Raw genomic sequence first — 26,761 nt, forward strand, 5'->3', positions numbered from 1 at the left:
CGAAAGGCGCCGGGATTAGCCGCGCAGCAGCGACAGCACGCCGTTCGGCAGCGAGTTCGCCTGGGCCAGCATCGAGGTGCCGGCCTGCTGCAGGATCTGGCCGCGGGTCATGTTGGCCGTTTCCGTTGCAAAGTCGGCGTCCTGGATACGCGAACGCGACGAAGTCATGTTTTCCGACGTGGTTTGCAGGTTCGACACCACGGCGCTGAAGCGGTTCTGGTACGCACCCATGGTGGCGCGCGCGGTGTTGACCGATTTCAGGGCGTTGTCGATGGTGTCGATCGCTGCCTGGGCGCCGGTGGCGGTGCTGACGTCGACCGAGGCCAGGGAGTTGGTGGACTTGGTGTCGGCTGCCTTCAGGCCGCGATAGGCTTCCAGGCCTGCATTCTTGTCGGCACTACCGCCGACCACGATACCGGTCGTGCTAGAGCTGCTCAGCGTGACGGTGCCACTGATGGTTTGCTTGCCAATGCCGGTAGCAGCCAAAGCGGTCACCGCAGCACCAGCAGAATCCTTGCCATCTTCGAGTTTGATATCGCGGCCATCGGCTGCTGTCAGGGTTAGTGCACCGGTAACCGAATCAGCGGTCGCGGTCACGCCGGTCTTGCCGCTGATTTTGTTGATCGCAGCGGCGACGTTCGCGCCCTGCGCGGTATCATCCGTGGCTCCGGCGATCTGGCCAATTTCCACACCGTTGATCTTGAAAGAGCCAGCATCGTAACCAGTCGCCGACGCCGTTGGGGCGACAGCTGTGGTCAGACCTGCGCCGGTGCCGTCCGCGGTAGCGGTCAGTCCGGTGCTTTTCGTCAGGTCAGCTGCTACCGTGGAGCCTTCCAGTTTGATGGAGATTGCCTTGCCGTTGGTCGAGGTCAGGCTTACCTGCCCTTTGTCGTCCACAGTTGCGCGCACACCGGTTTGGTCGGCGACCTTGTTGATGGCTTCCGCGACATTCGCGCCTTGCGCCACACCTTCGGATGGGCCGCCTGCCACTGGCGGATTGGTGCCCGGAGCCATGTCGGCTGCTTTACCTGCCGAGATCGCACCAATGCTGACGCCATTGATCGAGAAGGAATTGGCCGCGATATCTTTCGCATCCGCATCCAGGATGACAGCGCCTTTTTTCGTGATCGAACTTGCCACGGCAGCATTCGCCGTCGCGGTGACCCCCGACTGACTAGCTGCTGCATTGACTGCCTGGGCCAGCGCATAGGCGCTGGATGCGCTCTGGCCAGCCTGGCTGCCTGCAGCGGTCGGGCCCACGGAGGCGCCGTTCAGGGTCAGGTCGCCAGCGGCCAGGGCAGCAGTGGTCATGCCCGAGGTCAAGGTCGAAGTTCCGGTAGTGCCGGTGCCCAGCTTGTCGGTGCTCAGGTTGGCGATTTCCTTGACCTGGATGCGGTCGTTGGCGTTGTTGTTCGCGCCGACCTGGAAGCTTTGCGCGCTGAACGAACCGTCCAGCAGGTTGATGCCGTTGAAATTGGTCGACTTGGAAATACGGTCGATTTCGTCCTTCAGCTGGCCGACTTCGGTCTGGATCGAGGCGCGGTCTTCGTCCGAGTTACTGCCGTTCGAGGACTGGACGGCCAGGTCGCGCATGCGCTGCAGGATGTCGGAAGCCGAGGACAGGCCGCCTTCGGCCGTCTGGGTCAGCGAGATGCCGTCGTTGGCGTTGCGGGTAGCAACGTCGAGGCCATTGATCTGGGAGGTCATGCGGCTCGCAATGGCCATACCGGCAGCATCGTCCTTCGCGCTGTTGATGCGCAGACCGGTCGACAGGCGCTGCATCGAGGTGGTCAGGGCAGACTGCGACTTCGACAGGTTGTGCTGTGCGTTGAGCGAGCTGATATTGGTATTGATGACGTTCGACATGGAGATTCTCCAAACTTGCTTTTTAGGGTGGCAACGTGCCGGTTTCACTTTGGTGTGCCACGCTGTTCCGTGACATTCACACCGCTGTTGATTCAGGTAACGTACTTATCTGCAGAAACTTTATGGTGGCGCGTAAAAAATTTTCGTGCGGCAAGGATTTCGATACAAAAAACGCCGGCATGCCGGCGCTTTCGTATCATATTGCTAACGGGAGCTTATTCAGCAATCATCACCCGGTTCTTGCCGCTGGTCTTGGCCTGATACATCGCGCGGTCGGCGCGCAGCATCAGCGCGGCCTGGTCCTCGTTCTGGTGGCGCAGCGCCACGCCGCAGGAGAAGGTGATCAGCATTTTCTCGTTGTCGTGCAGGAAGAAATGCCTGGTCAGTTCGCGCTGCACCCGCACCATCGCCGCGGCGGCCGCTTCCACATTGGTTTCCGGCAGCAGGATCAGGAATTCCTCGCCGCCGAAACGGGCGATCACGTCCATCGAGCGCAGCGTGTCCTTGACCACTTTCACCAGATGGCGCAGGGCCTTGTCGCCGGCCAGGTGGCCGTAGGTGTCGTTGAGCTTCTTGAAATTGTCGAGGTCGAGCAGGGCCACGCACAAGGGCGTGCCGCGGCGGTCGGCGCGCGCGCTTTCGCGCTCGAACACGTCGTCCAGGCCGCGCCGGTTCAGGCTGCCGGTCAGCTGGTCTTCGCGCACCAGCTCGCTCATGTGCTGCAGTTTGGCTTCCAGCTCCTTGATGCGCGACGCCGCTTCCTGCACCTCCTGGTGCGCGGCCACCATGCGGTCGCGCGAGGCGAGGGCCTCGGCCTGCACCGCACGGGTCTCGCGCAGCACCTCTTCCAGCACCGCGTTCAAGTCCTCGATGTTGGCGGCGCCGCGGATGCGCTCCGAGAAGCCGCCGATCTTCTCCTGGTAGTCGCCGGTGGAGGCCGCCACCGAGCCGAGGCGGTCGATGAAGGTCATCATCATGTTCTTCATGGTCAGCTTGACATCGGCGATGCCGTGCTTCAGCTGGCCCTGCTTGTAGATGACGTCCTTCAGGCTGCGCGTCGCGTCTTCCAGCGCGCGCTGGTCGAGCGGCCCGCCGATCAGGTCCTGCACGGCGGCGATCTGGCCGCGCATCCAGCTGTCGTCGTCGAGCAGCTCGCTGACGTTCTCCAGCAGCAGTTTGAACAGGCGCAGCAGCAGCTCCTGCTGCTCCGCCGTATCGCCGCTCTTCAGTTCGATCTGGTAGCAGAGTTCCTTCAGGCGCGCGCCGATTTCCTGCAGCGCCGCCTCGTCGTGCGCGCCCTTGACGGCCACGCCCAGTGATTCGGCCTCGCCCGCCAGCTGCGACCCGGCCGGCAGCAGGGCGGCGACCGCGAAGCCGAGGGTGCGGCTGAGGAGCTCGCGCAACTGCCGCGTATCGTCGGGCTCGACGCCCAGCGCCATCACCGGATGGGTGTGGCGGCGCAGGTGCTTTTCGGCCAGCTGCGACAACATCTTCGAATAGCCGTCCCAGTCGCGCTGCTTAACCGCGCGGTTCAGGCGCGAGCCGATCTCGGCCAGTTCGCCCGGCGTGTCAGACAGGCGGAAGGCGAAGCCGGACAGCACGTGTTCCGCGCCCGGGTCGGTGTCAGGCGCCGCCGCGGCCGCGGCAGGCGCGATCACGCCCGAGATCTCGTTGTAGATCTCGCGGTAGGCGTCGGGCGTGGGCGCGATGCGCCGGGTGGCCAGGCGGCGAAAGGCCTCACGGGCGATTTCCGCCGGGTTCTGGGACGAGCTGGACATGTTTGGACATTGCTACTTAGATTTTTATGTCCGCCATGTTATCGCTCTTTCTTGACTTTGATCGATGGAAAAAGCGCCATAAAACCGCTTAGTTATTCGGAACGTATTGACGCCGCAACAACTCAGTCAATTAATTGATTGCGGATGGCGTAATGCGTGAGTTCCGCGCTGGTTTTGAGATTCATTTTTGCCAACAAACGCGAACGGTACTCGCTGATGGTCTTGACCGACAGCGACAGATCCCTGGCGATTTCGCTGACCGTCTTGCCCGAGGCGATCATCATCAGCGTCTGGTATTCACGGTCCGACAGGTTTTCGTGGGCCGGCTTGTCGTGGTCTTCGCCGATCTGGGCCGCCAGCACCTGGGCCAGCTGGGCGCTCACGTAGCGCTGGCCGCTGGCTACCTGGCGGATCGCGCCCACCAGCTCGCGCGGCGCGCTCTGCTTGGTCAGGTAGCCGGAGGCGCCGGCCTTCAGCGAGCGGATCGCGTACTGGTCCTCCCTGTGCATCGACAGCATCAGCACGGCCAACTCCGGCTTGTCATCCTTGATCTGCTTGAGCACCTCGATGCCGTTGCGGTCGGGCAGTGAGATGTCGAGCAGCAGCACGTTGCAGCGTGATTTGCGGAACAGCTTGATGGCGTCCAGGCCCGTTTCCGCCTCGCCGACGACGCTGATGTCGCGCTCCTCGGCAATGATCTGTTTCAGGCCCGCACGCACGATGGCGTGGTCGTCGGCAATAAAAACGCGGATGCTGGCTTTTTCGGTCATGCTCGGGTGGTTTCGGGTTGGCGGGACGCTAGGCTTGGTGCGGCCAGCCTGATCTTGACGGCCACCATCGTGCCACCTCCGGGCGCCGGCGACAAGCTCAGCGTGCCGCCCAGGGCCTTGGCGCGCTCCTTCATGCCGCGCAGCCCGAAGGATTGCGGCTTGAGGCGGTCGGCCGGGGTGATGCCGCGGCCATTATCGCAGATGGTGAGGCTCAGGTGCTGGCGCTGGCGGCGCAGGGTGACGGTCACCCGGGTCGCGCCGGCGTGCTTGGCGATATTCGTCAGCGATTCCTGGAAAATACGGAACAGGGCGCTGGCATGGTCCGGGTCGAGTTCGCCCTCGATGTCCTCGATGTCCTCGCCGTCCGCACGAAAGACGCAGGCGATGCCCATCCGCGTTTCGAACTCGCGCGCCTGCCATTCCAGCGCGGCGACGATGCCAAGATCCAGGGTCGAGGGCCGCAGGTCCAGCGAAATCCGGTGCACCGCCTCGATGGTGCGGTCGACCAGGCTGTCCAGGTAGTCGGCCTTTTCCTGCAGCGCAGGCTCTTGCGGCAGGCGCGCCGCCAGCATCGCCAGCGCCATCTTGATGGCCGTGAGGTTGCCGCCGAGGTCGTCGTGGATCTCGCGCGCGATGCGGGTGCGCTCCTGCTCCTTGACCTGGGCGCTGTGCTCGGTCAGCTCGGCCAGGCGCGCGCGCGAACGCTTGATTTCTTCCTGTTCCAGCTTGCTGGCCGTGATGTTGGTCATGATGCCGTCCCACTGCATGCCGCCCCCCATCAGCGGGATCGGAGTGGCGCGCAGGTTGATCCACTTGACGTCGTTCCAGGTGTCCTCGATGCGGATCCGGCCTTCCCAGTTCCACACGCAGGCGCAGTCGATCGAGGCCTGCATGGTTTCCTGGTAGCCTTTCCGGTCTTCCGACAGGATCAGTTGCTGGAAGCGCGCCGGATCCTGCTGCAGCTCGCTCACCGACAGCCCCAGCAGGGCCGTGCAGCCTTCGCTCAGGTAAGGAAAGGCGGTGCTGCCGTCCGCATGGCGCACGAACTGGTAGACCAGGCCCGGCGTGTGGTCGACCACGGCATTGAAGCGCGACTGGTATTCCTGCAGGGCGGCGCTGGCGGCGTGCGCCAGCGACTGGTCGTCGCCGATGGCCAGGAACAGGGTGCGGCCGTCGCGCACGATGCGCAGGAAGCACAGCTTGATCGGATAGCGGCTGCCGTCGGCGCGCACGAAGCGGGTCGATACGCTGACCTGGGCGCCGATTTCCGGACCCAGCGAGGCCAGCAGCTCTTTCAGCTCGGCGGCATCGAGTCCCGGCGCGAGGTCGAGCGGCGTCATGCCGTTCAGCCGGGCCAGTTCGTAGCCGAGATTCTGGCGCGCCGCCTGGTTGACGTCGACCAGCTGCAGGGTGCCGGCGTCGACCAGGTAGATCTCGGTGGTGGCGGCCTGCATGGCCGGCGCTAGTTTGGTCTCGTTGTTCATGTCATTGATCCATCAGCGGCGCCTTGCGCGCCATTGGACGATGAAGCGGCGCAGCACCCGCGACGCGCGGCTGGCATGGCGGCTGCCGAAGGGCGCCGTGGCACGCTTGCCGCGCAACAGCCGCGCCGTGCGGATACGCCACTGGCGCAGCGTGCGCCGCGCGGCCCGCAGCGCCTCGCCGGCCTGCAAAACAGCCCGGCTTGCGCGCAGCCGGCCGATCCAGCGCTTCTTCAGCGTCATGAACCAGCCATGGCAGCGCGCAAACCAGCCCACCGCCAGCAGGGTCGGCAGGGTCAGCGCGTAGATCCGGGCCACCACCAGGGCGCCGCCCAGCTTGGCGACCACGATGGCGGCGATGCCCGACAGGGCGTGGCCATGCGCGATTGCCATCAGCGCCAGCAGCTTGACCGGCAGCAGCAGCAGCCCGGGCAGCACGAACAGGCACAGCGCGCCCCAGGGCGGCAGCAGGCGCACGCGGCTTTCCAGCGCCGCCAGCAGCGGCCAGCGCGCCAGGCTCGCGCCCAGCCGCGCGCCCACATCCCAGCACCACTCTTCGAGCAGCAGGAGCAGGGCGGCCAAGTGCACCAGCGGCGCGAACAGCCGGGTGCGCGCATTCGTCATGGCTCGTGTCATGGCTGAATGATACGGGAAAAGGGCTACAATACGGCCCATGAACAAGGCGTTTGTAAAAGAGTCCGACAACGAGGACGAAGATGAAGCACTGGCGCTGGCCCAGCAGATCCCGGCTGGCTCCAAGAACTACATCACCCCGGCCGGGCACAAGGCCATCAAGGATGAGCTGCTGCAGCTGATCGACGTCGACCGGCCGGAAGTCGTGCGCGTGGTCCACTGGGCCGCCTCGAACGGCGACCGCTCGGAAAACGGCGACTACATCTACGGCAAGCGCCGCCTGCGCGAGATCGACCGCCGCATCCGCTTCCTCACCAAGCGCCTGGACTCGGCCTTCGTGGTCGATCCGTCCGTCCACTATGGCAACGACCAGGTCTTCTTCGGCGCCACCGTCGCCTACCTGAACAAGGCGGGCGAGGAGCACACCGTCACCATCGTCGGCATCGACGAATTCGACCCGCTGAAAGGCAAGATCAGCTGGGTGTCGCCGGTGGCGCGCGCGCTGACCAAGGCGCGCGAAGGCGAGGTTGTGATCCTGCAGACGCCGCTGGGCACGGACGAGCTGGAAATCCTCAGCGTCGACTATCCCGAACCGGTGACGGACTGATTGCCATGAAACACCCGAACGAGACCGCGCGCGAGCCGGATGCGCTCGCGGCGCTGCGCACGGCCACGGCCAGCCGCCATGAAGAGCTCGACAGCGGCTTGCCGATCGGCGCGCGCGACGCCTCGCTGGACGATTACGCCTCCCACCTGGCCATGCTGCGCGCCTGGCTGGCGCCGCTGCAGGTCTGGCTCAGCGGTTTTACCAACGGCCCGCAGTTCGACCAGGCCAGCCGGCTGGAATTGATCGAGCTGGACCTGGCCGAGCAGGGCATGCCGGCCGCGCCCGCCGCGGCGCTGGCCCGTGACTGGCCGGCCGCCGCCAGCCCCGCCTGGCGCTGGGGCGTGTGCTACGTGATCGAAGGCTCGCAGCTGGGCGGCGCCGTCCTCTACCAGCGCCTGCACGAACGGCTGGCCCCGCATCCGCTGCGCTACCTGAAGGGCAGCGATGCCGGTCCGGGACCGCGCTGGCGCGCCTTCATGCAGGCGCTGCGCGAGCATGTGCGCAGCCCGGAGGAGATTGCCGAGGCCAGCGCGGGGGCTTGTGCAGCTTTCGACAGTATCCTGGCGCTGGGATTGCACAGGCGTGGCGGATGACGCCCCTGCAGCGCGGCTGCGCGAGGCTCGCCAAGGTATATAGCTGGGGTATCGTGTGCGCATGGGTGCTGGTGTTCCCGTTTGGTATCCGCGCCCATCCGGTACTGTGGTTAGGCAAGGCCGATTTCACCCATCTGGTCGGCGCCGGTTTCGCTTGCGGCGTGGCGGTGCTGATCGTCTGCCGGCTCGCACTCGGCTCCTGGTCCGGCTTTCTCGGCGCTGCCCTGAGTCCTCGGGCCCCGCAGTACCCGATCCGTGCATCGGTTTATCTGTTCGCCGTTTGCCTGGCCTGGGGATTCACCACCTATTTTTCCGCCAACATCCTGGCGAGGGCGACGGCGGCCGAACACGCCTTTCTCGACGCCAGGTACATCACGAGTTACCGCACCAAAAGCTGCGGCAGGTTAGCCGAATTCGATACCGATGTCGGCGTGGCCCAGGTCTGCTTGCCGAACAGCCTGAATGAAGCCCAGCCGCAGCTTGCCGGGCCCGACGCTCTCAGGTCGGGCGAGCCGGTGCGGCTGGAAGGAAGGCGCAACAGCCTTGCCTTCGTCGTAGACGCCGTACTGCGCCGTCGCTGAGCGCGCTGGGGCCGGACTATACTTGTGCCATGCACCTGTACCGCGAATTTCCTCCGCATCCAGCCCTGGCGGCCCACGTCGCCTGCCTGTGGACCAGCCATGCAGTCCCGAACGGGGCGCCGGTGCGGCACCGCGTGCTGCCGGATAACTGCATCGACATCCTGTGGCAGGACCGTGCGCCGCTCGGCTTCGTGGCCGGGATGATGTCGCGCCCGCACCGGGTCGAGGTGGCGGCGCCGGTGCTGACGGTGGCGGTGCGCTTCCTGCCGGGCGCGGCGCGGGCGTTTTTCGATGTGCCGCTGCATATGCTGCAGGATGGGCATCCCGGTTTGTCCGAGCTGTGGCCGCGCGATGAGGCCGAGGCGCTGGGGGCGGCGCTGTGGGAACGCGCATTGTCTGTCGCACAGAGGCTTGCCGTGATCGAGGGTGCACTGCTGGCGCGCCTGTGTTTCAACGAAGCGGATCGCGCGGACCGGCTGGTGCGTACGGCTGTTGGCATGATCGAGCGCGCCGGTGGGGCGGTGCGGATCGAGGCGCTGGCCGGCACGCTTGGCGTCTCGCGCCAGCACCTGGCGCTGCAGTTCCGCGAACGTGTCGGCCTGAATGCCAAGACCTTCGCGATGGTGTGCCGCTTCCGGCGCGCCAGCGCGGCCTTGCGGGGCGAGCCGGGTCCGGGCATCGACTGGGCCGGCCTGGCGGGGGTGTGCGGCTACTACGACCAGTCGCACCTGATCCACGAGTTCCAGCAATTCGCCGGCGAGACGCCGGAAGCGTTCGCGCGGCCACAGTCCAGCCGGCCCGGCTAGAATGCCGTCATGGCCAAGAAAACCCCCATCTTCCCCGGTCCGCGCACAGGGCGCGGCCAAGTCCTCGCGATCCTGCTGTCCAATGTCGACCAGGCCGGCGCCGAGCCCCTGCGCGGGCGCGTGACCCTGGCCGCCATCGTGCGCTCGCTGAAGCGCAAGTACCACTGGCCGATCGAGACCAGCAGCTTTCCGTCGAATGCGGCGGATGGGCGCGCGACCTGGGCGACCGTGTACAGCCTGCCGGCCGAGGTGATAGCGAAAGCGCTGGATGGGCGCGGGCGGGATTGGTTGCGGAGTAGTCTGGGAGGCGGGTGATGGCGCGCTGGCTCATTCGGGCAGGTGTCTTTTTTCTCGTGCTCGGCCTTGCCTTGCTCTCGCCGCTGGCCGATTTGCTGCCTGTCGATTTGTTCAGCTTCATGGCGCGGCGCACGGGTCCTGTCCGGATCGTGCCGGCAGAAGGCGATGGCGGCGCGCTGGGCTTCGCCGTCCTTCTTTTCGGCCTGGCGCTGCTCGGCGCAGGTCTGGTGGCAAGGCGCCGATGAGAGCCTTTGCTTTCATTTTGTCGGCAGTTGGCTGCGTGCTCGCTTTGCTGTTCGCTTTGTCCGGCGGGCGTTCCGACGGCGAGATCTCGCAGATTCGCGTCCGCAATCAGACCGGTATGCCGATCAAGCAGGTCGAGGTGAACGGGATCGATTACGGCGATCTCCCGGTGGGCGCCGTGACGGGCTATCGGGATATGCCATCCGCGTACGGCTATGCGAGAGTCCAGTTGATCATGGACGGCAAGCGCATGCGCCTGCAGCCCGACGATTATGTCGGCGAACAGCCTTTGGGGCGCGGCCATTTCACCTACGTGATCGTGAAGCAGGAAGGGGCGACGATGAGCCTGATCGATCTTCAAGCGCTCAGGGACCCGTAAACGATCGTCTACACAGGGTCCTTGAACAGCTTGTCGACATAGCACCATCCCCAGGTTTCTCCCGGCTCGTCGGAGCGGATCACCGGATGGCCGGTCGCGTGGTAATGCTTCGTCGCGTGCTTGTTTTTGGAATCGTCGCAGCAGCCGACATGGCCGCAGCTGAGGCAGACGCGCAGATGCACCCAGCTGTCACCGGTTTGCAGGCATTCTTCGCAGCCCTCGGTATTGCCCTTGCGGGTGGCGATTTGATGGAAGTGTGCGCAGTCCTGGCTCATACGGGCTCCGTTACGGGTAAATATTACATTAGACAGGCGGCGACACGTCCAACTTCGCATTTCCCGCACCAGATCATCCAAATTTCCTGATGTTTTTATAAATTCCGCCGCTATACACTTTGTTGGTCGTTCATAAACATAACGGCCTGCCAGCACAGTATGGTTCGGCAGAACTCATCGAAAGGAATTGAAATGAACAGGTTGCCTCTGAAGGTAATCGGCATTGTTGTCGCAGTCATCCTCGTGGTATCGCTGGCCCCCTTCGGCACCGTACCGGCGGGACACCGGGGCGTGATGACGACGTTCGGCAGCCCGGGCAGCGAGGTGCTGAGCGAGGGCATCCACTTCCGCATCCCGCTGGCGCAGAAGCTCAACCTGGTCAATGTCTCGATCCAGAAGGGCGAGGGCGACGGCGACGCCGCCTCGCGCGACCTGCAGACCGTGCACACCCGCGTGGCGCTGAACTACCACGTGCAGCCGTCGGCGGCCATCACGGTGTTCCGCGACCTGGGCAACGAACCGGGCACCCGCATCATCATCCCGTCGGTGCAGGAAGCGGTCAAAGCCGTCACCGCGCGCTTCACCGCCGAGGAGCTGATCGCCAAGCGCACCGACGTGCGCGACCAGATCGTGGCCCAGCTGCGCGAACGCCTGGCGCGTCACGGCATCGTGGTCGACGAATTCTCGATCGTGAACTTCAACTTCTCGCGCTCGTTCAACGAAGCGATCGAAGCCAAGACCACGGCCGAGCAGCTGAAACTGAAGGCGGAACGCGACCTGCTGCGTATCGAAGTGGAAGCCAAGCAGCGCGTGGCCCAGGCCCGGGCCGAAGCCGAATCGTTGGCCATCCAGCGCCAGCAGGTGACGCCGGAACTGATCCGCCTGCGCGAAATGGAAAACCAGCGCCAGGCCATCGAGAAGTGGGACGGCAAGCTGCCCAATGTGTCGGGCGGTGCGATCCCCTTTATTAATGTGAACGGCGCGAAGTAAGCCGGGAGGCGGCCATGCGATTCGATATCTATGGCCGCTTCCAGGTCGAAGTCCGGCGCGAAAACGAAGAATGGATCGTTTATCGCGCCGAATTGGGCAAGCGCGCGAAGCTGCACGACGTGATCATTCCGCCGGATTTGGCGGCGCAGGAAATCGCCACCTACCTCGACGATGTATTTCACGAATACGCCGGCATCGGCCAGACCGTGGAGCAGTTGGCCGATTAATGTGCCGACAGCTTCATCAGTATGAGGCCGCTGACAATCAACACCGCGGCGCAGACACGCATCAGGCCGATCTGCTCGCCCAAAAACACGATGCCAACGATGAAAGCGCCGATCGCGCCGATGCCTGTCCAGACCGTATAAGCCGTACCCAAAGGCAGGCTGCGCATGGCGACGGACAGCAAGCCGAAGCTCGCCATCATCATGACGACGGTAATAAGGGAATAAATGAGATGGGTGAAACCATTCGACAGTTTCATCGAATACGCCCAGACGACTTCGAACAGTCCGGCGACGAGTAATAAGATCCAGGCCATGGCGGCTCCCTTGATGAGCCGGGCCGTCCCGCATGTGTTCCCGGATGGTGGCGGTCGTCCGCCTGGTCCCCATTGTAGCTCGCTTTCCATTTTTCCAATACAGTCGCCCGGCGGGATGGCATGATGTCGCTTTGACAGGGATATCAGGAGACCAGGATGATCAAGGGATTGCGTACCGTGAAATACCCCGTGTCCGACCTCGACAAGGCCAAGGCATGGTTCACCGAGGTGTTCGGCACTGCGCCTTACTTCGACCAGCCGTTCTACGTCGGCTTCGCCATCGGCGGCTTCGAGCTCGGCCTGGTGCCGGACGGGACGTCGGGGACAGCGGGCTCGGTGGTGTACTGGGGCGTGGACGATATCGAGGCCGAGGTCGCGCGCATCGTCGGGCTGGGCGCGACGGAGCACGAGGCGATTCAAGCAGTGGGGGAGGGGATCAAGGTGGCGGAGCTGAAGGATCCGTTCGGGAATGTGCTGGGCTTGATTTATAACCCGGTGTTCGATTTGGCGCAGGTACGGTGATGCGTACGCGGGCACGGGGTGCCCGCCCTACGAGCCTGGGCCCCCGCCTGCGCGGGGGCGACGGGGCTTACGTCCGCTCGCGCTCGACCCGGTTCACCCCCGCCACGCGCCGCAGGTTGCGGATCAGGTGGGCCAGGTGCACGCGGTCCTTCACCTGGATGGTGAAACGCAGCTGGGTCATCATGTGTTCGTCGTCCTCGTCCATGCCCACATAGGTGATGTTGGCGTCGGACTCGCCGATCTCGGCGGCGACCCTGGCGAGGATGCCCTTCTCGTTGTTGATCAGCAGGCGGATGCGGCAGTCGAAGCGGCGGTTCAGTTCCGTGCCCCACTGGACGGCGATCCAGCGGTCCGGTTCCTTGTTGCGCAGGCGCTTGGCCTGCGAGCAGTCGCCGGTGTGGACCACCAGGCCCTGGTCGCGCCGCAGCTGGCCCATGATCTGGTCGCCGGGGATCGGCAGGCAGCAGGGCGCCAGCTGCACCGACACGCCTTCGCTGCCGTAGATCGTGACCGGATTGAGCTCGGGGCCGCCTGGGCTGTCCGGGGCCGGCACGGTGTCGATCGCGCCGTCCATCAGGCCGAAGATGTGGCGCGCCACCAGCGCCGGCATGCGCTTGCCAATGCCGACGTCGGCGTACAGCTCGTCCATCGACTTGGCCGAGGATTCGGCCAGCAGCTTCTCGATGGTCGATTGCTGCAGCTCGCCCTTGATGCCCAGTTGCGCCAGCGCCTGCGACAGCAGTTCCTGGCCCAGCTCCACCGATTCGTTCAGGTTGATGGTGCGCAGGTAGTGGCGGATCGCGGAGCGCGCCTTGCCGGTGCGGACAAAGGACAGCCAGGTCGGGCTCGGGCGCGAATCGGGATCGGTCTCGATCTCGACGATGTCGCCGTTGTGCAGCTCGGTGCGCAGCTGGGCCGGCTCGTGGTTGATCTTGACCGACACGGTATGGTCGCCGATGCCGGTGTGGATCGAGTACGCGAAATCGAGCGGGGTGGCGCCGCGCGGCAGGGCGATGATCTTGGACTTCGGCGTGAACACGTAGACCGAATCCGGGAACAGGTCGACCTTGACGTGCTCGAGGAACTCGGCCGAGTCGCCGGTCTGCTGCTGGATGTCGAGCAGCGACTGCAGCCAGGCGTGGGTGCGCTGCTGCAGGTCCGACATGTTCTGGTCGCCGGTCTTGTACAGCCAGTGCGCCGCCACGCCGCTTTCCGCGGTGCGGTGCATTTCCTGGGTGCGGATCTGGAATTCGACCGGGGTACCGTAGGGGCCGATCAGGGAGGTGTGCAGCGACTGGTAGCCGTTGATCTTGCGGATCGCGATGTAGTCCTTGAACTTGCCGGGCATCGGCTTGTACAGGGCGTGCAGGGTGCCGAGCGCCACGTAACAGTTCGGGACCGTGTCGACGACCACGCGGAAGCCGTACACGTCCAGCACCTGCGAGAACGACAGGTGCTTGCTGCGCATCTTCTTGTAGATGCCGAACAGGGTCTTCTCGCGGCCGTAGACCTCGGCCTGGATGCCGGCGGTGGCGAGCGTGTTCTTGACCGCGTCGAGGATCTTCTTGACCACTTCGCGGCGGTTGCCGCGCGCGGCCTTGATCGCCTTCGCCAGGGTCTGGTAGCGCAGCGGGTACAGGTGCGAGAAGGACAGGTCCTGCAGCTCGCGGTAGATGTCGTTCAGGCCGAGCCGGTGGGCGATCGGCACGTAGACTTCCATGGTCTCGCTGGCGATGCGGCGCTTCTTCGCGGGCGCCATCACGCCCAGCGTGCGCATGTTGTGCAGACGGTCGGCCAGCTTGATCAGGATGACGCGCACGTCGGACGCCATGGCCAGCAGCATCTTGCGGAAGTTCTCGGCCTGGGCCTCGACCACGCTCTGGAATTCGATCTTCTCCAGCTTGGACAGGCCGTCGACCAGGTTCGCGACCTGGGGGCCGAAGCGCTCGATCAGCTCTTCCTTCTTGACGTCCTGGTCCTCGATCACGTCGTGCAGCAGCGCGGCCATGATGGCCTGGGCGTCCAGCTTCCAGTCGGCGCAGATCTCGGCGACGGCGATCGGGTGGGAGATATAGGGTTCGCCCGACTTGCGTACCTGGCCGAGGTGCATCTCGTCGGAGAAGCGGTAGGCTTCCTTGACCTTCTTGAGTTCGGCGGGCGTGAGGTATTCGGCCAGCTTGCTGGCGAGGTGGGAAATCGACGCGACGCCTGGAGCAGGCGTGGGTTCGGCTTCGTGCGGCTTGCTGTTGGACCGGCTGGGCCGGCCCTTGGTGGTGCCTGAGTGGATGGAATCCGGTGGGGACAAGGTCATACTCTAAGAAATCGGCCGCTGTATGAAGACAGCATAGCAGAATAGGGAGGGGTCAGAGCCCGGTTCACGCGCTTGGGCTCTGACCCCGGTTTTCCCAGCTTCGCTGATTCCAACCACAATAATTACATCGGGACCTTTTTCAGCATCTCGATGCCGACCTTGCCCGCTGCGATTTCACGCAGGGCGACGACGGTCGGCTTGTCCTTGGCTTCGACTTTCGGGGTGTGGCCCTGCAGCAGCTGGCGCGCGCGGTAGGTCGCGGACAGGGTCAGCTGGAAACGGTTCGGGATGTTTTTCAGGCAGTCTTCGATGGTGATGCGGGCCATGTGTTTCTCCAAAATTTGAAAATCGGGGTCAGAGCCCGAATTGCCCGGGTGGGCTCTGACCCCGACTGACTATAAGATTTTCGTCCTGGCTCGAAGGTCAGGGCTGTTGCAGTACGTGGATTCCCAACTGGGCAAACAGCGAAGCATTGCGGGCCGCCTGCTGGGCGAAACGTGCTCGTGTCGCTTTGACAATCGCCTGCAGCTCGGACAGGGCGACGTTGAACTCTTCGTTGATGATAGCATATTCGAACTCGGGAGCGTGAGCGATCTCGCCGCCCGCAGCCAGCAAACGCCGCGTGATGATGTGCGGTTCGTCGGTGCCGCGCTTGTGCAGGCGCTCTTCCAGCGCAGCGATCGACGGCGGCAGGATGAAGATGCCGGCCGCATCCGGGAACAGCTTTTTGACCTGGCGCGCACCCTGCCAGTCGATCTCCAGCAGGATGTCGGTGCCGTTCTTCATTTCCTGTTCGACGATCAGGCGGCTGGTGCCGTAATAATTGCCGTGCACCTCGGCCCATTCCAGGAACTCGCCGCGGTCGGCGCGCGCGACGAAATCCTCGGCGGTGGTGAACTGGTAATGGACGCCGTCCTGCTCGCCCGGGCGCGGCGGGCGCGTGGTGGTCGAGATCGACAGCTTGATGCCCGGTTCCTGCGCCAGCAGGGCATTCACCAGGGTCGATTTACCGGCGCCGGACGGGGCGGCGACAATGAACAGGCTGCCGGAGAAGGCGTTGGTGTGCATGGTTGTTCCTTTGTTACGTGTATTCGATATTTACAATGCCCGTGGGCACAGGGTGCCCACCCTACACGTCCGTAGGGTGGGCACCCCGTGCCCACGTGTGCCAAGCATTAAAGCCAGGCATATAGTCAGTCGGGTCGTTAATTCGGGGTCAGAGCCCGGTGTTCACGGGTGGGCTCTGACGCCGAATTAAGGACCCTCGATTATTCGAGGTTCTGCACCTGCTCCCGCATCTGCTCGATCAGCAGCTTGAGCTCCATCGATGCGTCCGCCAGTTCCTTGACCGAAGCCTTGGCGCCCAGCGTGTTCGCTTCGCGGTTCAGCTCCTGCATCATGAAGTCGAGGCGCTTGCCGACCTGGCCGCCCTTTTTCAGGATGTGGCGGGTCTCGTTCAGGTGCGCGGTCAGGCGCGACAGCTCTTCGGAAACGTCGATGCGGATGCCATACAAAGTGACTTCCTGGCGTATCCGTTCGAAGACTTCCTGTCGCGTCAGCACCTGCGGGTTGCCGTGGCCGGCCAGGCCCAGCGCATCCTGCATGCGTTCGACCGCCTTTTGCTGGAACTGCGAGATCACCTGCGGGATCAGCGGCGTGATGCGCTTGACGATGGTTTCCATCGATTCGATGCGCGACAGCAGCATCGCTTCCAGGGCCGCGCCTTCGCGCTGGCGGCTGTCGACGAAACCGGCCACCACTTTTTTGGTGAGCTCGGCAACGTCGGCCTGCAGCGATTCCTGGCCCACTTGCGCTTCTTCGACCACGCCCGGCCAGCGCAGCAGTTCGGCCACCGTCATCTGGGACGCGGACGCGAAGTGGCGCGAGACCTCGGACTGCAGCCGCGCGAGGTCGGCCAGCAGTTCCTGGTTCAATGCCTGGGAGCCGCTCGCAGCCTTGCGGCCGAAGGAGAGGCGGACTTCGACCTTGCCGCGCGTGATCGCAGCCATGATCGCCGAGCGCAAATCGGGTTCGAGCGCACGCAGCTCGTCGTTGATGCGGAACTGCAGATCGAGGAAGCGCGAATTGACGCTCTTGATTTCGATCGTGAGGGTGCCGGCAGCGCCTTCGCTGGTAGCGACCGCATAACCTGTCATGCTAGAAATGCTCAATGGAGTCCCCGGATATTCGCAAGGGCTGAATGCCCTGTTTATTCTTTACAAAGCGGTGATTTATCCACACAATCGCCGTGTTACGCAAGGAATATTCCCAAATGGCTGCACAAAATAACGCTCCCCTGCCCGAAGGGCTGGAAATTGGCGGATATCGCATTGTAAAGAAAATTGCGTCCGGCGGGTTCAGTATTGTTTATCTTGCATATGACGGCGACGGCAATGCGGTCGCGATCAAGGAATACCTGCCCAGCGCCCTCGCGCTGCGCCAGCCGGGCCAGCTGATTCCCCTCATCTCGAAAGCCAACCTGCCGGTATTCCGTATCGGCCTGAAGTGCTTTTTCGAAGAGGGCAGGGCGCTGGCCAAAATCGTCCATCCCAACGTGGTGCGGGTCCTGAACTTTTTCCGCGCCAACGACACGGTCTATATGGTGATGGCCTATGAATCCGGCCACTCGCTGCAGGAGCAGATCTCGCGCCTGATGGCCAGGAGCCAGCGCGCCAGCGAAGGCTTCATCCGCCAGGCCTTCAAGGGCGTCTGCGGCGGCCTGCGCGAGGTCCACGCCAACAAGCTGCTGCACCTGGACCTGAAGCCGGCCAACATCTACCTGCGCACCGACGGCACGCCGCTGCTGCTGGACTTCGGCGCCGCGCGCCAGACCATCAATACCGATTCGCCGACCCTGGCGCCGATGTACACCCCCGGCTTTGCCGCCCCCGAGCTGTACGCCAGGGGCGCCACGCTCGGCCCCTGGACCGACATCTACAGCATCGGCGCCGCAATCTACGCCTGCATGGCCGCCGCGCCGCCGCAGCCGGCCGACCAGCGCAAGGCCCGCGACGAGATGGCGGAGCGCTTCGCCAGGCTGGACGAGGCCTGGTCGCCGGAGCTGCTGGCGATGGTGAAGTCCTGCCTGGCGATGGATCCGCTGGCGCGGCCGCAGAGCGTGTTCGCGGTGCAGAAGGTGCTGCAAGCCGGTTTGAGTGCTGCACCGGCGCCGGCGCCGGCCGAAGACGCCCCCGCATCCGGCTGGCGCAGCCTGGTCAGCCGCATCAATCCCTTCGCTTAGGAACCCCATGCAGTTTTCCGTCTACCAGCAAAGCCATATCGGCGGCCGCAAGGTCAACCAGGACCGCATGGGCTACAGCTACACGCGCGAGGCCCTGCTGCTGGTGCTGGCCGACGGCATGGGCGGCCACCAGCGCGGCGAGGTCGCGGCCAGCATCGCCCTGCAGACCATGTCGGCCCTGTTCCGCAGCCAGGCCACGCCGTATGTGAAGAAGCCGGAGCGCTTTCTGGAGGACGCCTTCCAGCGCGCCCACGAAGAGATCCAGCGCTACGCCCGCGAGCACGGCATGCCGGACAATCCGCGCACCACCATCGTCGCCTGCCTGGTCCAGCACAACTGCGCGGTCTGGGCCCACTGCGGCGATTCGCGCCTGTACTGGCTGCGGCGCGGCCAGATCCTGGCGCGCACGCGCGACCATTCGCACATCGAGCACCTGATCGCCAAGGGCCTGGCCGATCCCGGCGAGCGCGGCACCCACCCCGACCGGAACAAGCTGTACAGCTGCCTGGGCGCGTCGACGCCGCCGAAAGTCGAGCTGTCGCGCCAGTCCGTTCTCGAGCCGGGCGACGTGCTGCTGCTCTGCTCGGACGGCCTGTGGGGCATCCTGCCGGACACCGAGATCGTGCACCAGCTGTCCACCCACACCATCGTGCAGGCGGTGCCGGACATGATCGGCATGGCCACCGCGATCGCCGGTCCGCGCGGCGACAACACCACGGCCCTCGCCATCCAGTGGCAGGGCGCGCACGACGCCCCCTCCAGCGGCGACGAAGGCATGGTCTCGACCCTGATGCTGCCGGAGGGCGAGGTCACGACCCGCCTGGCCGAGGCGCCGGCAGCAAGCCCGCTGGACGACTTCGGCGACGAGGACATCGAAAAGGCGATCGCCGAGATCCGCGACGCGATCGAGAAATCATCCCAGCTACTCAAATAACAAAGGATCCACCATGACTTTCACTACGCGTCCAAGCAACCGCGCCGTCGACCAGCTGCGCGACATCAGGCTCACCCGCCAGTACACCAGGCACGCCGAAGGCTCGGTGCTGATCGAATGCGGCGACACCAAGGTGATCTGCACCGCCAGCATCGAAGAGAAGGTGCCCGGCTTCCTGAAGGGCAAAGGGCAGGGCTGGATGACGGCCGAATACGGCATGCTGCCGCGCTCGACGCACACGCGCATGGACCGCGAGGCCGCGCGCGGCAAGCAGTCCGGCCGCACCCAGGAGATCCAGCGCCTGATCGGCCGCTCGCTGCGCGCCGCGTTCGACCTGGAGGCGTTTGGCGAGCGCACCCTGCACCTGGACTGCGACGTGATCCAGGCCGACGGCGGCACCCGCACCGCGTCGATCACCGGCGCGATGGTCGCCGCCTACGACGCCTTCAACGCGCTGGTGGGCCGCGGCACGATCGCCTCGGTGCCGGTCAAGCAGTTCGTGGCGGCGGTCTCGGTGGGCGTCTACAAGGGCATGCCGGTGCTCGACCTCGACTACATCGAAGATTCAAGCTGCGACACCGACATGAACGTGGTGATGACCGACCTCGGCCACTTCGTCGAAGTGCAGGGCACGGCCGAAGGCGCGGCCTTCTCGCGCGCCGGCATGAACCGCCTGCTGGACCTGGCCGACAAGGGCATCCGCGAACTGGTGACCCTGCAGAAGCAGGCGCTGGGCCTGGCCGGGTAGGGTGGGCACCCCGTGCCCACGTGTGGCGCTCCCCGGGAACAGGCGACGTTTACGTGATTCCGCGAAACAGCCGGGGACGCGCAGGGTTTTCGGCGCACCCGCCTTTTTCGTCGGCGATAATGGATTTTCGGAGACTCAAAGAGAAGAGCGATGAAAAAAAATCCACGCCTCGTCAGGCACGCCCTGGTTTCGCTGCTGATGGCCGCCGCCGGCACCTTCGCCCATGCGGCCAACCCCATCGTCCCCGGCTGGTACGCCGACCCGGAAATCCGCATCTTCCAGGGCCAGTACTGGATCTACCCGACCTATTCGGACGATGTCGGCAGGCCGGCCCGCGCCAGCAAGTTCACAGCGGCGCAGAAGGAGATGCGCGCAAAGAAGGACTTGATCTGGGAACCCTACCTGAAGCAGACCTTCCTCGATGTGTTTTCCTCGCCCGACCTGGTGCACTGGACGAAGCATGAGCGCGCGCTCGACGTCGAAAACGTCGCCTGGGCCGCCTACGCCGTCTGGGCGCCCTCGGCCATCGAGCACAAGGGCAAGTACTACCTGTTCTTCGGCGCGAATGACATCAAGAGCAACGGCCAGCCCGGCGGCATCGGCGTGGCCGTCAGCGAGCGCCCGGAGGGACCGTTCAGGGATGCCCTCGGCAAGCCGCTGGTCGGCGAGATCGTCAACGGCGCCCAGCCGATCGACCAGATGGTCTTCAAGGACGACGACGGCCAGCTCTACATGGTTTACGGCGGCTGGAAGCACGCCAACGTGGTCAAGCTGGCGCCGGACCTGCTCAGCCTCGTGCCTTTCCCGGACGGCTCGACCTACAAGGAGATCACGCCCGACCCCGAGTACGTGGAAGGCTCCTTCATGGCCAAGCGCAAGGGCGTGTATTACCTGATGTGGTCGGAGGGAGGGTGGACCGGACCGGACTACCGCGTCGCCTATGCCATGGGCTCGACGCCCTTCGGGCCGTTCAAGCGGATCGGGACGATCCTGGCGCAGGACGGCCGGATCGCGCGCGGGGCAGGGCATCACTCGGTGGTGAACGTGCCCGGCACCGACGACTGGTATATCGCCTATCACCGCCGGCCCTTGCAGGACAAGAATGGGCACCACCGCGAGATGGCCATCGACCGCCTGGTCTTCAACGAGGACGGAACGATCCGGCCGGTCGTCATGACCAGGGAAGGCGTGGCGCCGCGGCCGCTCGTCGCCAATACTCAATGATGCAGCTGGCTGCCTGCCGATGCCTGGCCGGGCTGGTCGGGCTGGTCGAGGCGGAAGGCGCGCTCGCCGGCCGCCGTGTCGGCATGGGCTTCGAAGCGGGTGACCTTGCCGTCGCGTAGGGTGAAGACGTGGATGAAGGGCGTGTCGAAGCTGCGCCCGGTCAGCTTGGCATGCCAGGTGGCCTGGCCCAGCACCACGACCTTGTCGCCTTCCGCGATGAATTCCTGCGGTTCGAAACGCGTGGGCTGGGCAGTGGCGTCCATCCTGGCGAAAAAGTCGGCAATGCCCTGCTTGCCGTGGAAGGTGCCGGCAAAGGGAATGTGATCCGAGTCCGGGCTATACCATTCGGCCTGGTCGTCGCAGCGTTCGATCACGCCGCGGATGTCGCCGCTCAGGAATTGTTGATAGGCGTCTTGCACCACTTGCTTGTTTTGCTGTGCGTCCATGGCAGTCGTCTCCCAGAGGTCGGCCGGAGCGGCCGATGAATCAGCCTAGTCCCACCCTCCAGGAAGTCAAGAATCCCGCGCGCGTCCCTACATATAAATAGACGTTATAATGCTAAATGTTAAATTTTCTTCGAAGGAAATAAACGATGTCGCTCGTCAAAGCCCGCAACAACGTTAGCGTCTCTGGCAGTGGCTCGGCTACCATGGTGTTCGCGCACGGTTTCGGCTGCGACCAGACCATGTGGCGTTTCCTTGCTCCGGCCTACGAAGAACGTTTTCGTACGATTGCATTCGACCTGGTCGGCAGTGGCCGGTCGGACCTGACGGCGTACAGCCGCGAGAAGTACGACACCCTGCACGGCTATGCCGACGACCTGCTCGAGATCATCGACGAGTTCGCGACGGGCCCGGTGATCTTCGTCGGCCACTCGGTCAGCACGATGATCGGCCTGCTCGCCACGATCAAGGCCCCGGAAAAATTCAGCGCCCAGGTCATGGTCGGCCCATCGCCCTGCTACATCAACGACGGCGATTATGTCGGCGGCTTCAGCCGCGAGGATATCGACGAGTTGCTGGAAACGATGGAAGCGAATTACCTCGGCTGGTCGAGCAGTCTGGCGCCGGCCATCATGGGCGCCCCCGAGCGGCCCGAGTTGAGGAAGGAGCTGACGGACAGTTTCTGCCGCAACGACCCGGACATCGCCAAGCACTTTGCCCGCGTGACTTTCCTGTCCGATCACCGCGAAGACGTGGCGCGCTCGCAGGTGCCGGCACTGATCCTGCAATGCACCGACGACATGGTGGCGCCGCGCTCGGTCGGCGAGTTCCTGCACCGCGCCATGCCGGTCAGCACCCTGCACATCATCGACAACGTCGGCCATTGCCCACACATGAGCGCGCCCACCGCGAGTTCGCAGGCGATCGACCGGTTTCTTGCACAGAGCTTGCGCTGAGCGGTCGTGGAAGACCCAGCGCCTTCCAGCGAAGCCCTGTTCGCGCGTGCCGCGTGCGGCTTGCTGCTCACCTCGGACGATGGATTGATACTCAAGGCAAACGCCACCGCCTGTTCCTGGCTCGGCTACGACGAGCAGGAACTGGTCGGCAAAGTGCTTGTACGTGATTTGCTGCCAGTGGGCGCGCGCCTGTTCTTCAACACGCATTGCCAGCCCATCCTCCAGCTGCAGGGATCGGTGGCCGAGATCCAGGTGGACCTGCGCAACCGCCGGCAGGAGCGCTTGCCGATGCTGATCAATATCGTGCGGGAGCGGGACGGCGACCGGATCGTCGATCACTGGGCCTTGTTCAAGGCCTCCGACCGCCGCGCCTACGAGCGCGAACTGCTGTCCGCACGCAAAGCCGCGGAAGCGGCCGAGGTGGAGCTGAAGAAGCTGAATGCGCAGTTGTCGGCGGCGGATCGCCGCAAGGACGAGTTCCTCGCCACGCTGTCGCACGAACTGCGTAATCCGCTGGCGCCGATGCGCAGCGCGCTCGACGTCTTCAGGCTCAGGTTCGGCCAGGCCGCCGACGACCGTCTGCTGCTGGTCTTCGACCGCCAGCTGCGCCACCTCACGCGCCTGGTCGACGACCTGATGGAAGTCTCGCGCATCACGCAGGGACGCATGCAGCTGCGCCGTGCGCCGGTCGAGCTGTCCGCGCTCGTGCGCAGCGCGGCCCTCGATATGGCCGAGACCATGCGCGCGGCGCGGCACAGCCTGCATCTGTCTGTCTGCGAGGCGCCGGTGATGGTCGACGGCGACGCCACCAGGCTGGCCCAGGTCGTGATCAATTTACTCACCAATGCCGCGAAATATACGCCGGATGGCGGCCGCATCGAACTGCACCTGCATTGCGAACCGGAGCTGGCCGAGATACGGGTCTGCGACAACGGCATCGGCATCCCCGCGCCGGCGCTCGCCACGGTGTTCGAGATGTTCTCGCAACTCGAGCCGGCGCTGGAGCGCGCCAAGGGCGGACTGGGCATCGGTCTCGCCCTGGTACGCGGGATTGTCGAGCTGCACGGCGGCAGCATTCGCGCCGACAGCGCCGGACCTGGCAAAGGAAGCATGTTCACCGTGCGCCTGCCGCTGGCGGCAGGCTCGGTCTGCCCGGCCGAGGAGGCGCCCGCCCGAACCGCGCCCGCCCGCGTCCGCATCGTGGTGGTCGACGATAACCAGGACGCCGCCGAGATGCTGGCGATGGCGCTGGACATGCTCGGTTGCGAAGTGACGGTCGCGCATACGGCGGCGCAGGCGCTGGAACGCATCGCCGGCGCCGACCCGGCGGTGGTCCTGCTCGACATCGGCCTGCCCGACATGAACGGCTACGAACTGGCGCGCCAGGTGCGCCAATTGCCCAATGGCGCCGCCATGACCCTGATCGCCACCACCGGCTGGGGACAGCAGAAAGACCGTGAACGGGCTTTCAGCGCCGGTTTCGACCATCACCTGACCAAGCCGATCGATTTCACCCAGCTCGAACCCCTGTTGCCACGTGCCGGCGGCGCCTGAATTAAAATAGCGCCTTCCCCGCGCTATTCAACACGACCATGACCCAACGCCTCATCCTTGCCTCCAACAACGCGGGCAAGCTCAAGGAATTCGCCCAGCTGCTGGCTCCGATCGGTTTCGAACTGCATCCGCAGGGCGAATTCAATGTGCCGGAAGCCGAGGAGCCCTTCGGCACCTTCGTCGAGAACGCGCTGCAGAAGGCCCGCCACGCCGCGCGCCTGACCGGCTTGCCGGCCCTGGCCGACGATTCCGGCGTGTGCGTGAACGCCCTCGGCGGCGCCCCCGGCGTGTATTCGGCGCGCTACGCCGGCGAGCCGAAATCCGACGCCCGCAACAACGCGAAGCTGGTGCAGGACCTGGCGGCGCACGACGACAAGTCGGCCTATTACTATTGCGTGCTGGTCTATGTGCGCCATGCCGACGATCCGCAGCCGGTCATCGCCGACGGCGTCTGGCGCGGCCGGATCGTCGACACCCCGCGCGGCGAAAACGGCTTCGGCTACGACCCTTACTTCCTGATCCCGGATCTGGGCAAGACCACCGCCGAGCTGGCCCCAAGCGAGAAGAACGCCATCTCCCACCGCGGCCAGGCGATCCGCGCCCTGGTCGAGAAGCTGAAACTGACATGATCCCGATCAAACCCGTCGGCAACGGCGTCCCGGCGCGTAGCGAGCCGCGTTCGCCAGCCACCGCCGCCCTGAAATACCTGCAGCCCGGTTCCCTCAACCTGGCCGCGCTGCCGCCGCTGTCGCTGTACATCCACTGGCCCTGGTGCGTGCGCAAGTGCCCCTATTGCGACTTCAACTCGCACGAATCGAAGGGGCCGGTCCCGGAGCAGGCATACCTCGATGCGCTGCGCGCCGACCTCGAACAGTCGCTGCCGCTGATCTGGGGCCGCAAGATCCACACCGTGTTCATCGGCGGCGGCACGCCCAGCCTGATGTCGGCGGCCGCGCTGGACCGCCTGCTGTCCGACCTGCGCACCCTGCTGCCGCTGGAGATCAACGCCGAGATCACGATGGAAGCGAATCCCGGCACCTTCGAGGCCGAGAAGTTCAAGGCCTACCGCGCCAGCGGCATCACCCGCCTGTCGATCGGCATCCAGAGCTTCAATGGCCGGCACCTGCAGGCGCTGGGCCGCATCCACGACGAGAACGAAGCGCGCAAGGCGGTCGAGATCGCGCAGGCCAACTTCGACACCTTCAACCTCGACCTGATGTACGCGCTGCCCGGCCAGACGCTGGAAGAGGCGCGGCAGGATATCGCCACCGCGCTGTCGTATGCGCCGCCGCACCTGTCGCTGTACCACCTGACGATGGAGCCGAACACGGTGTTCGCCAAGTATCCGCCGCAGCTGCCCAGCGACGACGAGAGCGCCGACATCCAGGACATGATCGCGGAGACGATGAAGGGGGCGGGGTACGGACACTACGAGGTCTCGGCCTATGCGAAGCCGGGACACCAGGCGCGCCACAACCTGAATTACTGGCACTTCGGCGACTATCTCGGCATCGGCGCCGGCGCCCATTCGAAGCTGTCCTTCCCGCACCGCGTGCTGCGCCAGGCGCGCTACAAGCAGCCGGCCTCCTTCATCGAGGCCGCGCAAAAGGGCAATGCGGTGAGCGAGGAGCACGAGATCACGCGCGGCGAGATGGGCTTCGAGTTCATGCTCAACGCCCTGCGCCTGACCGGCGGATTCGACCCGAATTTGTTCGGCGAGCGCACCGGGATGCCGATCACGGCGATTGAAAAAGCCCTCGACGAAGCCGAGGGCAAGGGCCTGATCTACCGCGACTTCAAGCTCATCAAGCCGACAGAGCTGGGGCAGCGCTTCCTCAACGACCTGCAGGAGATCTTCCTGGCCGAGTAAGGCGCGATGGCGCGATCAGTGCTTCATGCCCTGGTCCGCCATGCCGTCCTTTTTCATGGCGTCCTTCTTCATCTCGTCCTTCTTCATGGCGTCGTGGCTCATGGCATCCTTCTTCATGCCGTCCTTGGCCATCTTGTCCTTCTTCATCGCCGGCTTCTTCATGCCGTCTTTGGCCATTGCATCGTGGCGCATCTCGTCTTTCTTCATGCCGTCCTGCGCGTGCGCGGCGCCCGCGAGCAGGCAGGCGGCAAAGAAGGTGGTGGCGAATGCTTTCATGGTGGTTTCCTTTTAAGTGATTGGACAAACAGGTGCTGCGAAAGGCGGTTCGGCGCTCAACTGCCGCCGAACCAGTTGTAACCCTGGTCTTCCCAGTAGCCGCCAGGGTAGGCATTGGTCACGAAGATGGCCTGGATGTGCTTCGGATTCTTGTAGCCGAGCTTGGTCGGCATGCGCAGCTTCATGGGAAAGCCGTAGCGCGGCGGCAGCGGCTGGCCGTCGTAGCTCAGCGCCATCAGGGTTTGCGGATGCAGCGCGGTGGCCATGTCGATGCTGGTGAAATAGTCGTCGGCGCATTTGAAGCCGACGTATTTCGCGCCCAGGTCCGCGCCCACCAGGCGCAGGAAGTGTGCGAACGGCACGCCGCCCCATTTGCCGATCGCGCTCCAGCCCTCCACGCAGATGTGGCGGGTCACCTGCGATTGCTGGGGCAGGGCGCGCAGCTGGGCCAGGGTCCAGGGCTTGCGCGCGCCGATCAAGCCCGACAGTTCCAGGCGCCAGGCGGCGCCGTCGATGCTTCGCACTTCGTCCTCGCCGTAATAGGCATTGAAGGGGAAGGGGCGGGTGATCATGCTTTCCGGATAGGTTGGCGCCAGACGCGCGGGATCGAACAGGAAGGCCTGCGCGCGGTCGTTGAGGCGCGAGATCGCGCCGAGGGCGGTCTCGATGCTTTCCTGGCTGTCGGCCGAACAGCCGGTCAGCAGCGACAGGCCGCCCAGGCTCAGGCTGCGCTGCAGGAAGGCGCGGCGCGATGGCTGCTCGACGCGCCGGATGGCGTCGGCGAGCATGGCGACGCCCTCGCCCGGCATCACGATCTCGCGTGGTTTGAATAGTTTCATGTC

General features: G+C 64.8%; 32 protein-coding genes. 18 read left to right on the forward strand and 14 right to left on the reverse strand.

Going from position 1 to position 26,761, the window contains the following annotated elements:
• Positions 1–15 precede the first annotated feature (15 nt).
• From ACFPO9_RS05645 to ACFPO9_RS05665, 5 genes are all read right to left on the reverse strand, one after another.
• The gene (locus tag ACFPO9_RS05645) at positions 16–1,866 is read right to left on the reverse strand and encodes a flagellin N-terminal helical domain-containing protein (protein ID WP_379768289.1); all 1,851 of its coding nucleotides are present in this window, start codon (positions 1,864–1,866) and stop codon (positions 16–18) included.
• Positions 1,867–2,081: 215 nt separating this feature from the next.
• Complete coding sequence (locus ACFPO9_RS05650) at positions 2,082–3,644, reverse strand: GGDEF domain-containing protein (RefSeq protein ID WP_379768291.1); 1,563 nt, start codon at positions 3,642–3,644, stop codon at positions 2,082–2,084.
• A gap of 122 nt (positions 3,645–3,766) precedes the next feature.
• Positions 3,767–4,414, reverse strand: a complete 648-nt coding sequence (locus tag ACFPO9_RS05655) for a response regulator (protein ID WP_379768293.1) — start codon at positions 4,412–4,414, stop codon at positions 3,767–3,769.
• Positions 4,411–5,898, reverse strand: a complete 1,488-nt coding sequence (locus ACFPO9_RS05660) for a sensor histidine kinase (RefSeq protein ID WP_379768295.1) — start codon at positions 5,896–5,898, stop codon at positions 4,411–4,413. Before ACFPO9_RS05660 ends, ACFPO9_RS05655 begins: the two co-directional genes overlap by 4 nt.
• 12 nt (positions 5,899–5,910) lie before the next feature.
• Complete coding sequence (locus ACFPO9_RS05665) at positions 5,911–6,519, reverse strand: hypothetical protein (protein ID WP_379768297.1); 609 nt, start codon at positions 6,517–6,519, stop codon at positions 5,911–5,913.
• Between the two features lie 49 nt (positions 6,520–6,568).
• On the opposite strand from ACFPO9_RS05665, the gene greB reads away from it, so the two are divergent.
• The 7 genes from greB to ACFPO9_RS05700 are packed head-to-tail and all read left to right on the forward strand — an operon-like array spanning position 6,569 to position 10,034.
• A complete protein-coding gene (gene greB / locus ACFPO9_RS05670; RefSeq protein ID WP_379768299.1) occupies positions 6,569–7,135 on the forward strand; it encodes a transcription elongation factor GreB in 567 nt (188 codons plus the stop codon).
• Positions 7,136–7,140: 5 nt separating this feature from the next.
• Positions 7,141–7,728 carry a biliverdin-producing heme oxygenase gene (locus tag ACFPO9_RS05675; RefSeq protein ID WP_379768301.1) on the forward strand — a complete coding sequence of 196 codons (588 nt, stop codon included), beginning with the start codon at positions 7,141–7,143 and terminating at the stop codon, positions 7,726–7,728.
• The gene (locus tag ACFPO9_RS05680) at positions 7,725–8,309 is read left to right on the forward strand and encodes a hypothetical protein (protein ID WP_379768303.1); all 585 of its coding nucleotides are present in this window, start codon (positions 7,725–7,727) and stop codon (positions 8,307–8,309) included. The genes ACFPO9_RS05675 and ACFPO9_RS05680 overlap by 4 nt, the downstream gene beginning before the upstream one ends.
• Before the next feature lie 29 nt (positions 8,310–8,338).
• On the forward strand, positions 8,339–9,115 hold the full coding sequence (locus ACFPO9_RS05685) for a DUF6597 domain-containing transcriptional factor (protein ID WP_379768305.1): 777 nt from the start codon (positions 8,339–8,341) through the stop codon (positions 9,113–9,115).
• A 9-nt stretch (positions 9,116–9,124) separates the two neighbouring features.
• Entirely contained in the window at positions 9,125–9,430 is a 306-nt protein-coding gene (locus ACFPO9_RS05690) for a hypothetical protein (protein ID WP_379768307.1), read from the forward strand.
• Positions 9,430–9,657: a hypothetical protein gene (locus ACFPO9_RS05695; RefSeq protein WP_379768309.1), complete on the forward strand. Its 228-nt coding sequence runs from the start codon at positions 9,430–9,432 to the stop codon at positions 9,655–9,657. Before ACFPO9_RS05690 ends, ACFPO9_RS05695 begins: the two co-directional genes overlap by 1 nt.
• A complete protein-coding gene (locus ACFPO9_RS05700; protein ID WP_379768311.1) occupies positions 9,654–10,034 on the forward strand; it encodes a hypothetical protein in 381 nt (126 codons plus the stop codon). The genes ACFPO9_RS05695 and ACFPO9_RS05700 overlap by 4 nt, the downstream gene beginning before the upstream one ends.
• Before the next feature lie 8 nt (positions 10,035–10,042).
• Here ACFPO9_RS05700 and ACFPO9_RS05705 read toward each other — a convergent pair whose 3' ends face one another.
• Complete coding sequence (locus ACFPO9_RS05705; protein ID WP_379768313.1) at positions 10,043–10,309, reverse strand: UBP-type zinc finger domain-containing protein; 267 nt, start codon at positions 10,307–10,309, stop codon at positions 10,043–10,045.
• A gap of 192 nt (positions 10,310–10,501) precedes the next feature.
• On the opposite strand from ACFPO9_RS05705, the gene ACFPO9_RS05710 reads away from it, so the two are divergent.
• Both ACFPO9_RS05710 and ACFPO9_RS05715 read left to right on the forward strand, forming a co-directional pair.
• On the forward strand, positions 10,502–11,299 hold the full coding sequence (locus tag ACFPO9_RS05710) for a prohibitin family protein (protein WP_379768315.1): 798 nt from the start codon (positions 10,502–10,504) through the stop codon (positions 11,297–11,299).
• Between the two features lie 14 nt (positions 11,300–11,313).
• On the forward strand, positions 11,314–11,526 hold the full coding sequence (locus ACFPO9_RS05715) for a DUF7661 family protein (RefSeq protein WP_379768317.1): 213 nt from the start codon (positions 11,314–11,316) through the stop codon (positions 11,524–11,526).
• Here ACFPO9_RS05715 and ACFPO9_RS05720 read toward each other — a convergent pair.
• On the reverse strand, positions 11,523–11,840 hold the full coding sequence (locus ACFPO9_RS05720; protein ID WP_379768319.1) for a DMT family transporter: 318 nt from the start codon (positions 11,838–11,840) through the stop codon (positions 11,523–11,525). The two genes, ACFPO9_RS05715 and ACFPO9_RS05720, sit on opposite strands and share 4 nt — an antisense overlap.
• Before the next feature lie 177 nt (positions 11,841–12,017).
• Between ACFPO9_RS05720 and ACFPO9_RS05725 the strand changes: the two genes are divergently transcribed.
• Entirely contained in the window at positions 12,018–12,362 is a 345-nt protein-coding gene (locus tag ACFPO9_RS05725; protein WP_379768321.1) for a VOC family protein, read from the forward strand.
• Between the two features lie 67 nt (positions 12,363–12,429).
• Here the strand turns inward: ACFPO9_RS05725 and ACFPO9_RS05730 are convergent, their stop codons facing one another.
• From ACFPO9_RS05730 to ACFPO9_RS05745, 4 genes are all read right to left on the reverse strand, one after another.
• Positions 12,430–14,673, reverse strand: coding sequence for a RelA/SpoT family protein (locus tag ACFPO9_RS05730; protein ID WP_379768323.1), 2,244 nt, complete (start codon positions 14,671–14,673; stop codon positions 12,430–12,432).
• 122 nt (positions 14,674–14,795) lie between these two features.
• Entirely contained in the window at positions 14,796–14,999 is a 204-nt protein-coding gene (gene rpoZ / locus ACFPO9_RS05735; protein ID WP_123069763.1) for a DNA-directed RNA polymerase subunit omega, read from the reverse strand.
• 97 nt (positions 15,000–15,096) lie between these two features.
• Entirely contained in the window at positions 15,097–15,741 is a 645-nt protein-coding gene (gmk, locus tag ACFPO9_RS05740; protein ID WP_379768326.1) for a guanylate kinase, read from the reverse strand.
• A gap of 200 nt (positions 15,742–15,941) precedes the next feature.
• Positions 15,942–16,829 (reverse strand): YicC/YloC family endoribonuclease, encoded by an 888-nt coding sequence (locus tag ACFPO9_RS05745; RefSeq protein WP_379768328.1) that lies wholly within the window; start codon positions 16,827–16,829, stop codon positions 15,942–15,944.
• 116 nt (positions 16,830–16,945) lie between these two features.
• Between ACFPO9_RS05745 and ACFPO9_RS05750 the strand changes: the two genes are divergently transcribed.
• The 4 genes from ACFPO9_RS05750 to ACFPO9_RS05765 all read left to right on the forward strand — a co-directional run bounded on the left by ACFPO9_RS05750 (position 16,946) and on the right by ACFPO9_RS05765 (position 20,820).
• The gene (locus ACFPO9_RS05750) at positions 16,946–17,914 is read left to right on the forward strand and encodes a serine/threonine protein kinase (RefSeq protein ID WP_379768330.1); all 969 of its coding nucleotides are present in this window, start codon (positions 16,946–16,948) and stop codon (positions 17,912–17,914) included.
• 7 nt (positions 17,915–17,921) lie between these two features.
• A complete protein-coding gene (locus ACFPO9_RS05755; protein ID WP_379768332.1) occupies positions 17,922–18,848 on the forward strand; it encodes a PP2C family protein-serine/threonine phosphatase in 927 nt (308 codons plus the stop codon).
• 13 nt (positions 18,849–18,861) lie between these two features.
• Entirely contained in the window at positions 18,862–19,596 is a 735-nt protein-coding gene (gene rph / locus ACFPO9_RS05760; RefSeq protein WP_379768334.1) for a ribonuclease PH, read from the forward strand.
• Between the two features lie 150 nt (positions 19,597–19,746).
• Positions 19,747–20,820: a glycoside hydrolase family 43 protein gene (locus ACFPO9_RS05765; protein WP_379768336.1), complete on the forward strand. Its 1,074-nt coding sequence runs from the start codon at positions 19,747–19,749 to the stop codon at positions 20,818–20,820.
• Here the strand turns inward: ACFPO9_RS05765 and ACFPO9_RS05770 are convergent.
• A complete protein-coding gene (locus ACFPO9_RS05770; protein WP_379768338.1) occupies positions 20,814–21,266 on the reverse strand; it encodes a nuclear transport factor 2 family protein in 453 nt (150 codons plus the stop codon). The genes ACFPO9_RS05765 and ACFPO9_RS05770 overlap by 7 nt on opposite strands.
• A gap of 146 nt (positions 21,267–21,412) precedes the next feature.
• Between ACFPO9_RS05770 and ACFPO9_RS05775 the strand changes: the two genes are divergently transcribed.
• The 4 genes from ACFPO9_RS05775 to hemW are packed head-to-tail and all read left to right on the forward strand — an operon-like array spanning position 21,413 to position 25,643.
• Positions 21,413–22,219 (forward strand): alpha/beta fold hydrolase, encoded by an 807-nt coding sequence (locus ACFPO9_RS05775; RefSeq protein ID WP_379768340.1) that lies wholly within the window; start codon positions 21,413–21,415, stop codon positions 22,217–22,219.
• A gap of 6 nt (positions 22,220–22,225) precedes the next feature.
• A complete protein-coding gene (locus ACFPO9_RS05780; protein ID WP_379768342.1) occupies positions 22,226–23,773 on the forward strand; it encodes a hybrid sensor histidine kinase/response regulator in 1,548 nt (515 codons plus the stop codon).
• 38 nt (positions 23,774–23,811) lie between these two features.
• The gene (gene rdgB / locus ACFPO9_RS05785; RefSeq protein WP_379768344.1) at positions 23,812–24,402 is read left to right on the forward strand and encodes an RdgB/HAM1 family non-canonical purine NTP pyrophosphatase; all 591 of its coding nucleotides are present in this window, start codon (positions 23,812–23,814) and stop codon (positions 24,400–24,402) included.
• Complete coding sequence (gene hemW / locus ACFPO9_RS05790; RefSeq protein WP_379768346.1) at positions 24,399–25,643, forward strand: radical SAM family heme chaperone HemW; 1,245 nt, start codon at positions 24,399–24,401, stop codon at positions 25,641–25,643. The genes rdgB and hemW overlap by 4 nt, the downstream gene beginning before the upstream one ends.
• A gap of 15 nt (positions 25,644–25,658) precedes the next feature.
• On the opposite strand, the gene ACFPO9_RS05795 is transcribed toward hemW, so the two are convergent.
• Together ACFPO9_RS05795 and ACFPO9_RS05800 are read right to left on the reverse strand one after the other, a co-directional pair.
• On the reverse strand, positions 25,659–25,919 hold the full coding sequence (locus ACFPO9_RS05795; RefSeq protein ID WP_379768348.1) for a pentapeptide MXKDX repeat protein: 261 nt from the start codon (positions 25,917–25,919) through the stop codon (positions 25,659–25,661).
• 56 nt (positions 25,920–25,975) lie between these two features.
• The gene (locus tag ACFPO9_RS05800; RefSeq protein WP_379768350.1) at positions 25,976–26,758 is read right to left on the reverse strand and encodes a molybdopterin-dependent oxidoreductase; all 783 of its coding nucleotides are present in this window, start codon (positions 26,756–26,758) and stop codon (positions 25,976–25,978) included.
• Positions 26,759–26,761: the final 3 nt, after the last annotated feature.

The organism is Massilia aerilata, assembly GCF_042656905.1.
Taxonomy (GTDB): Bacteria; Pseudomonadota; Gammaproteobacteria; order Burkholderiales; family Burkholderiaceae_D; genus Telluria; species Telluria aerilata.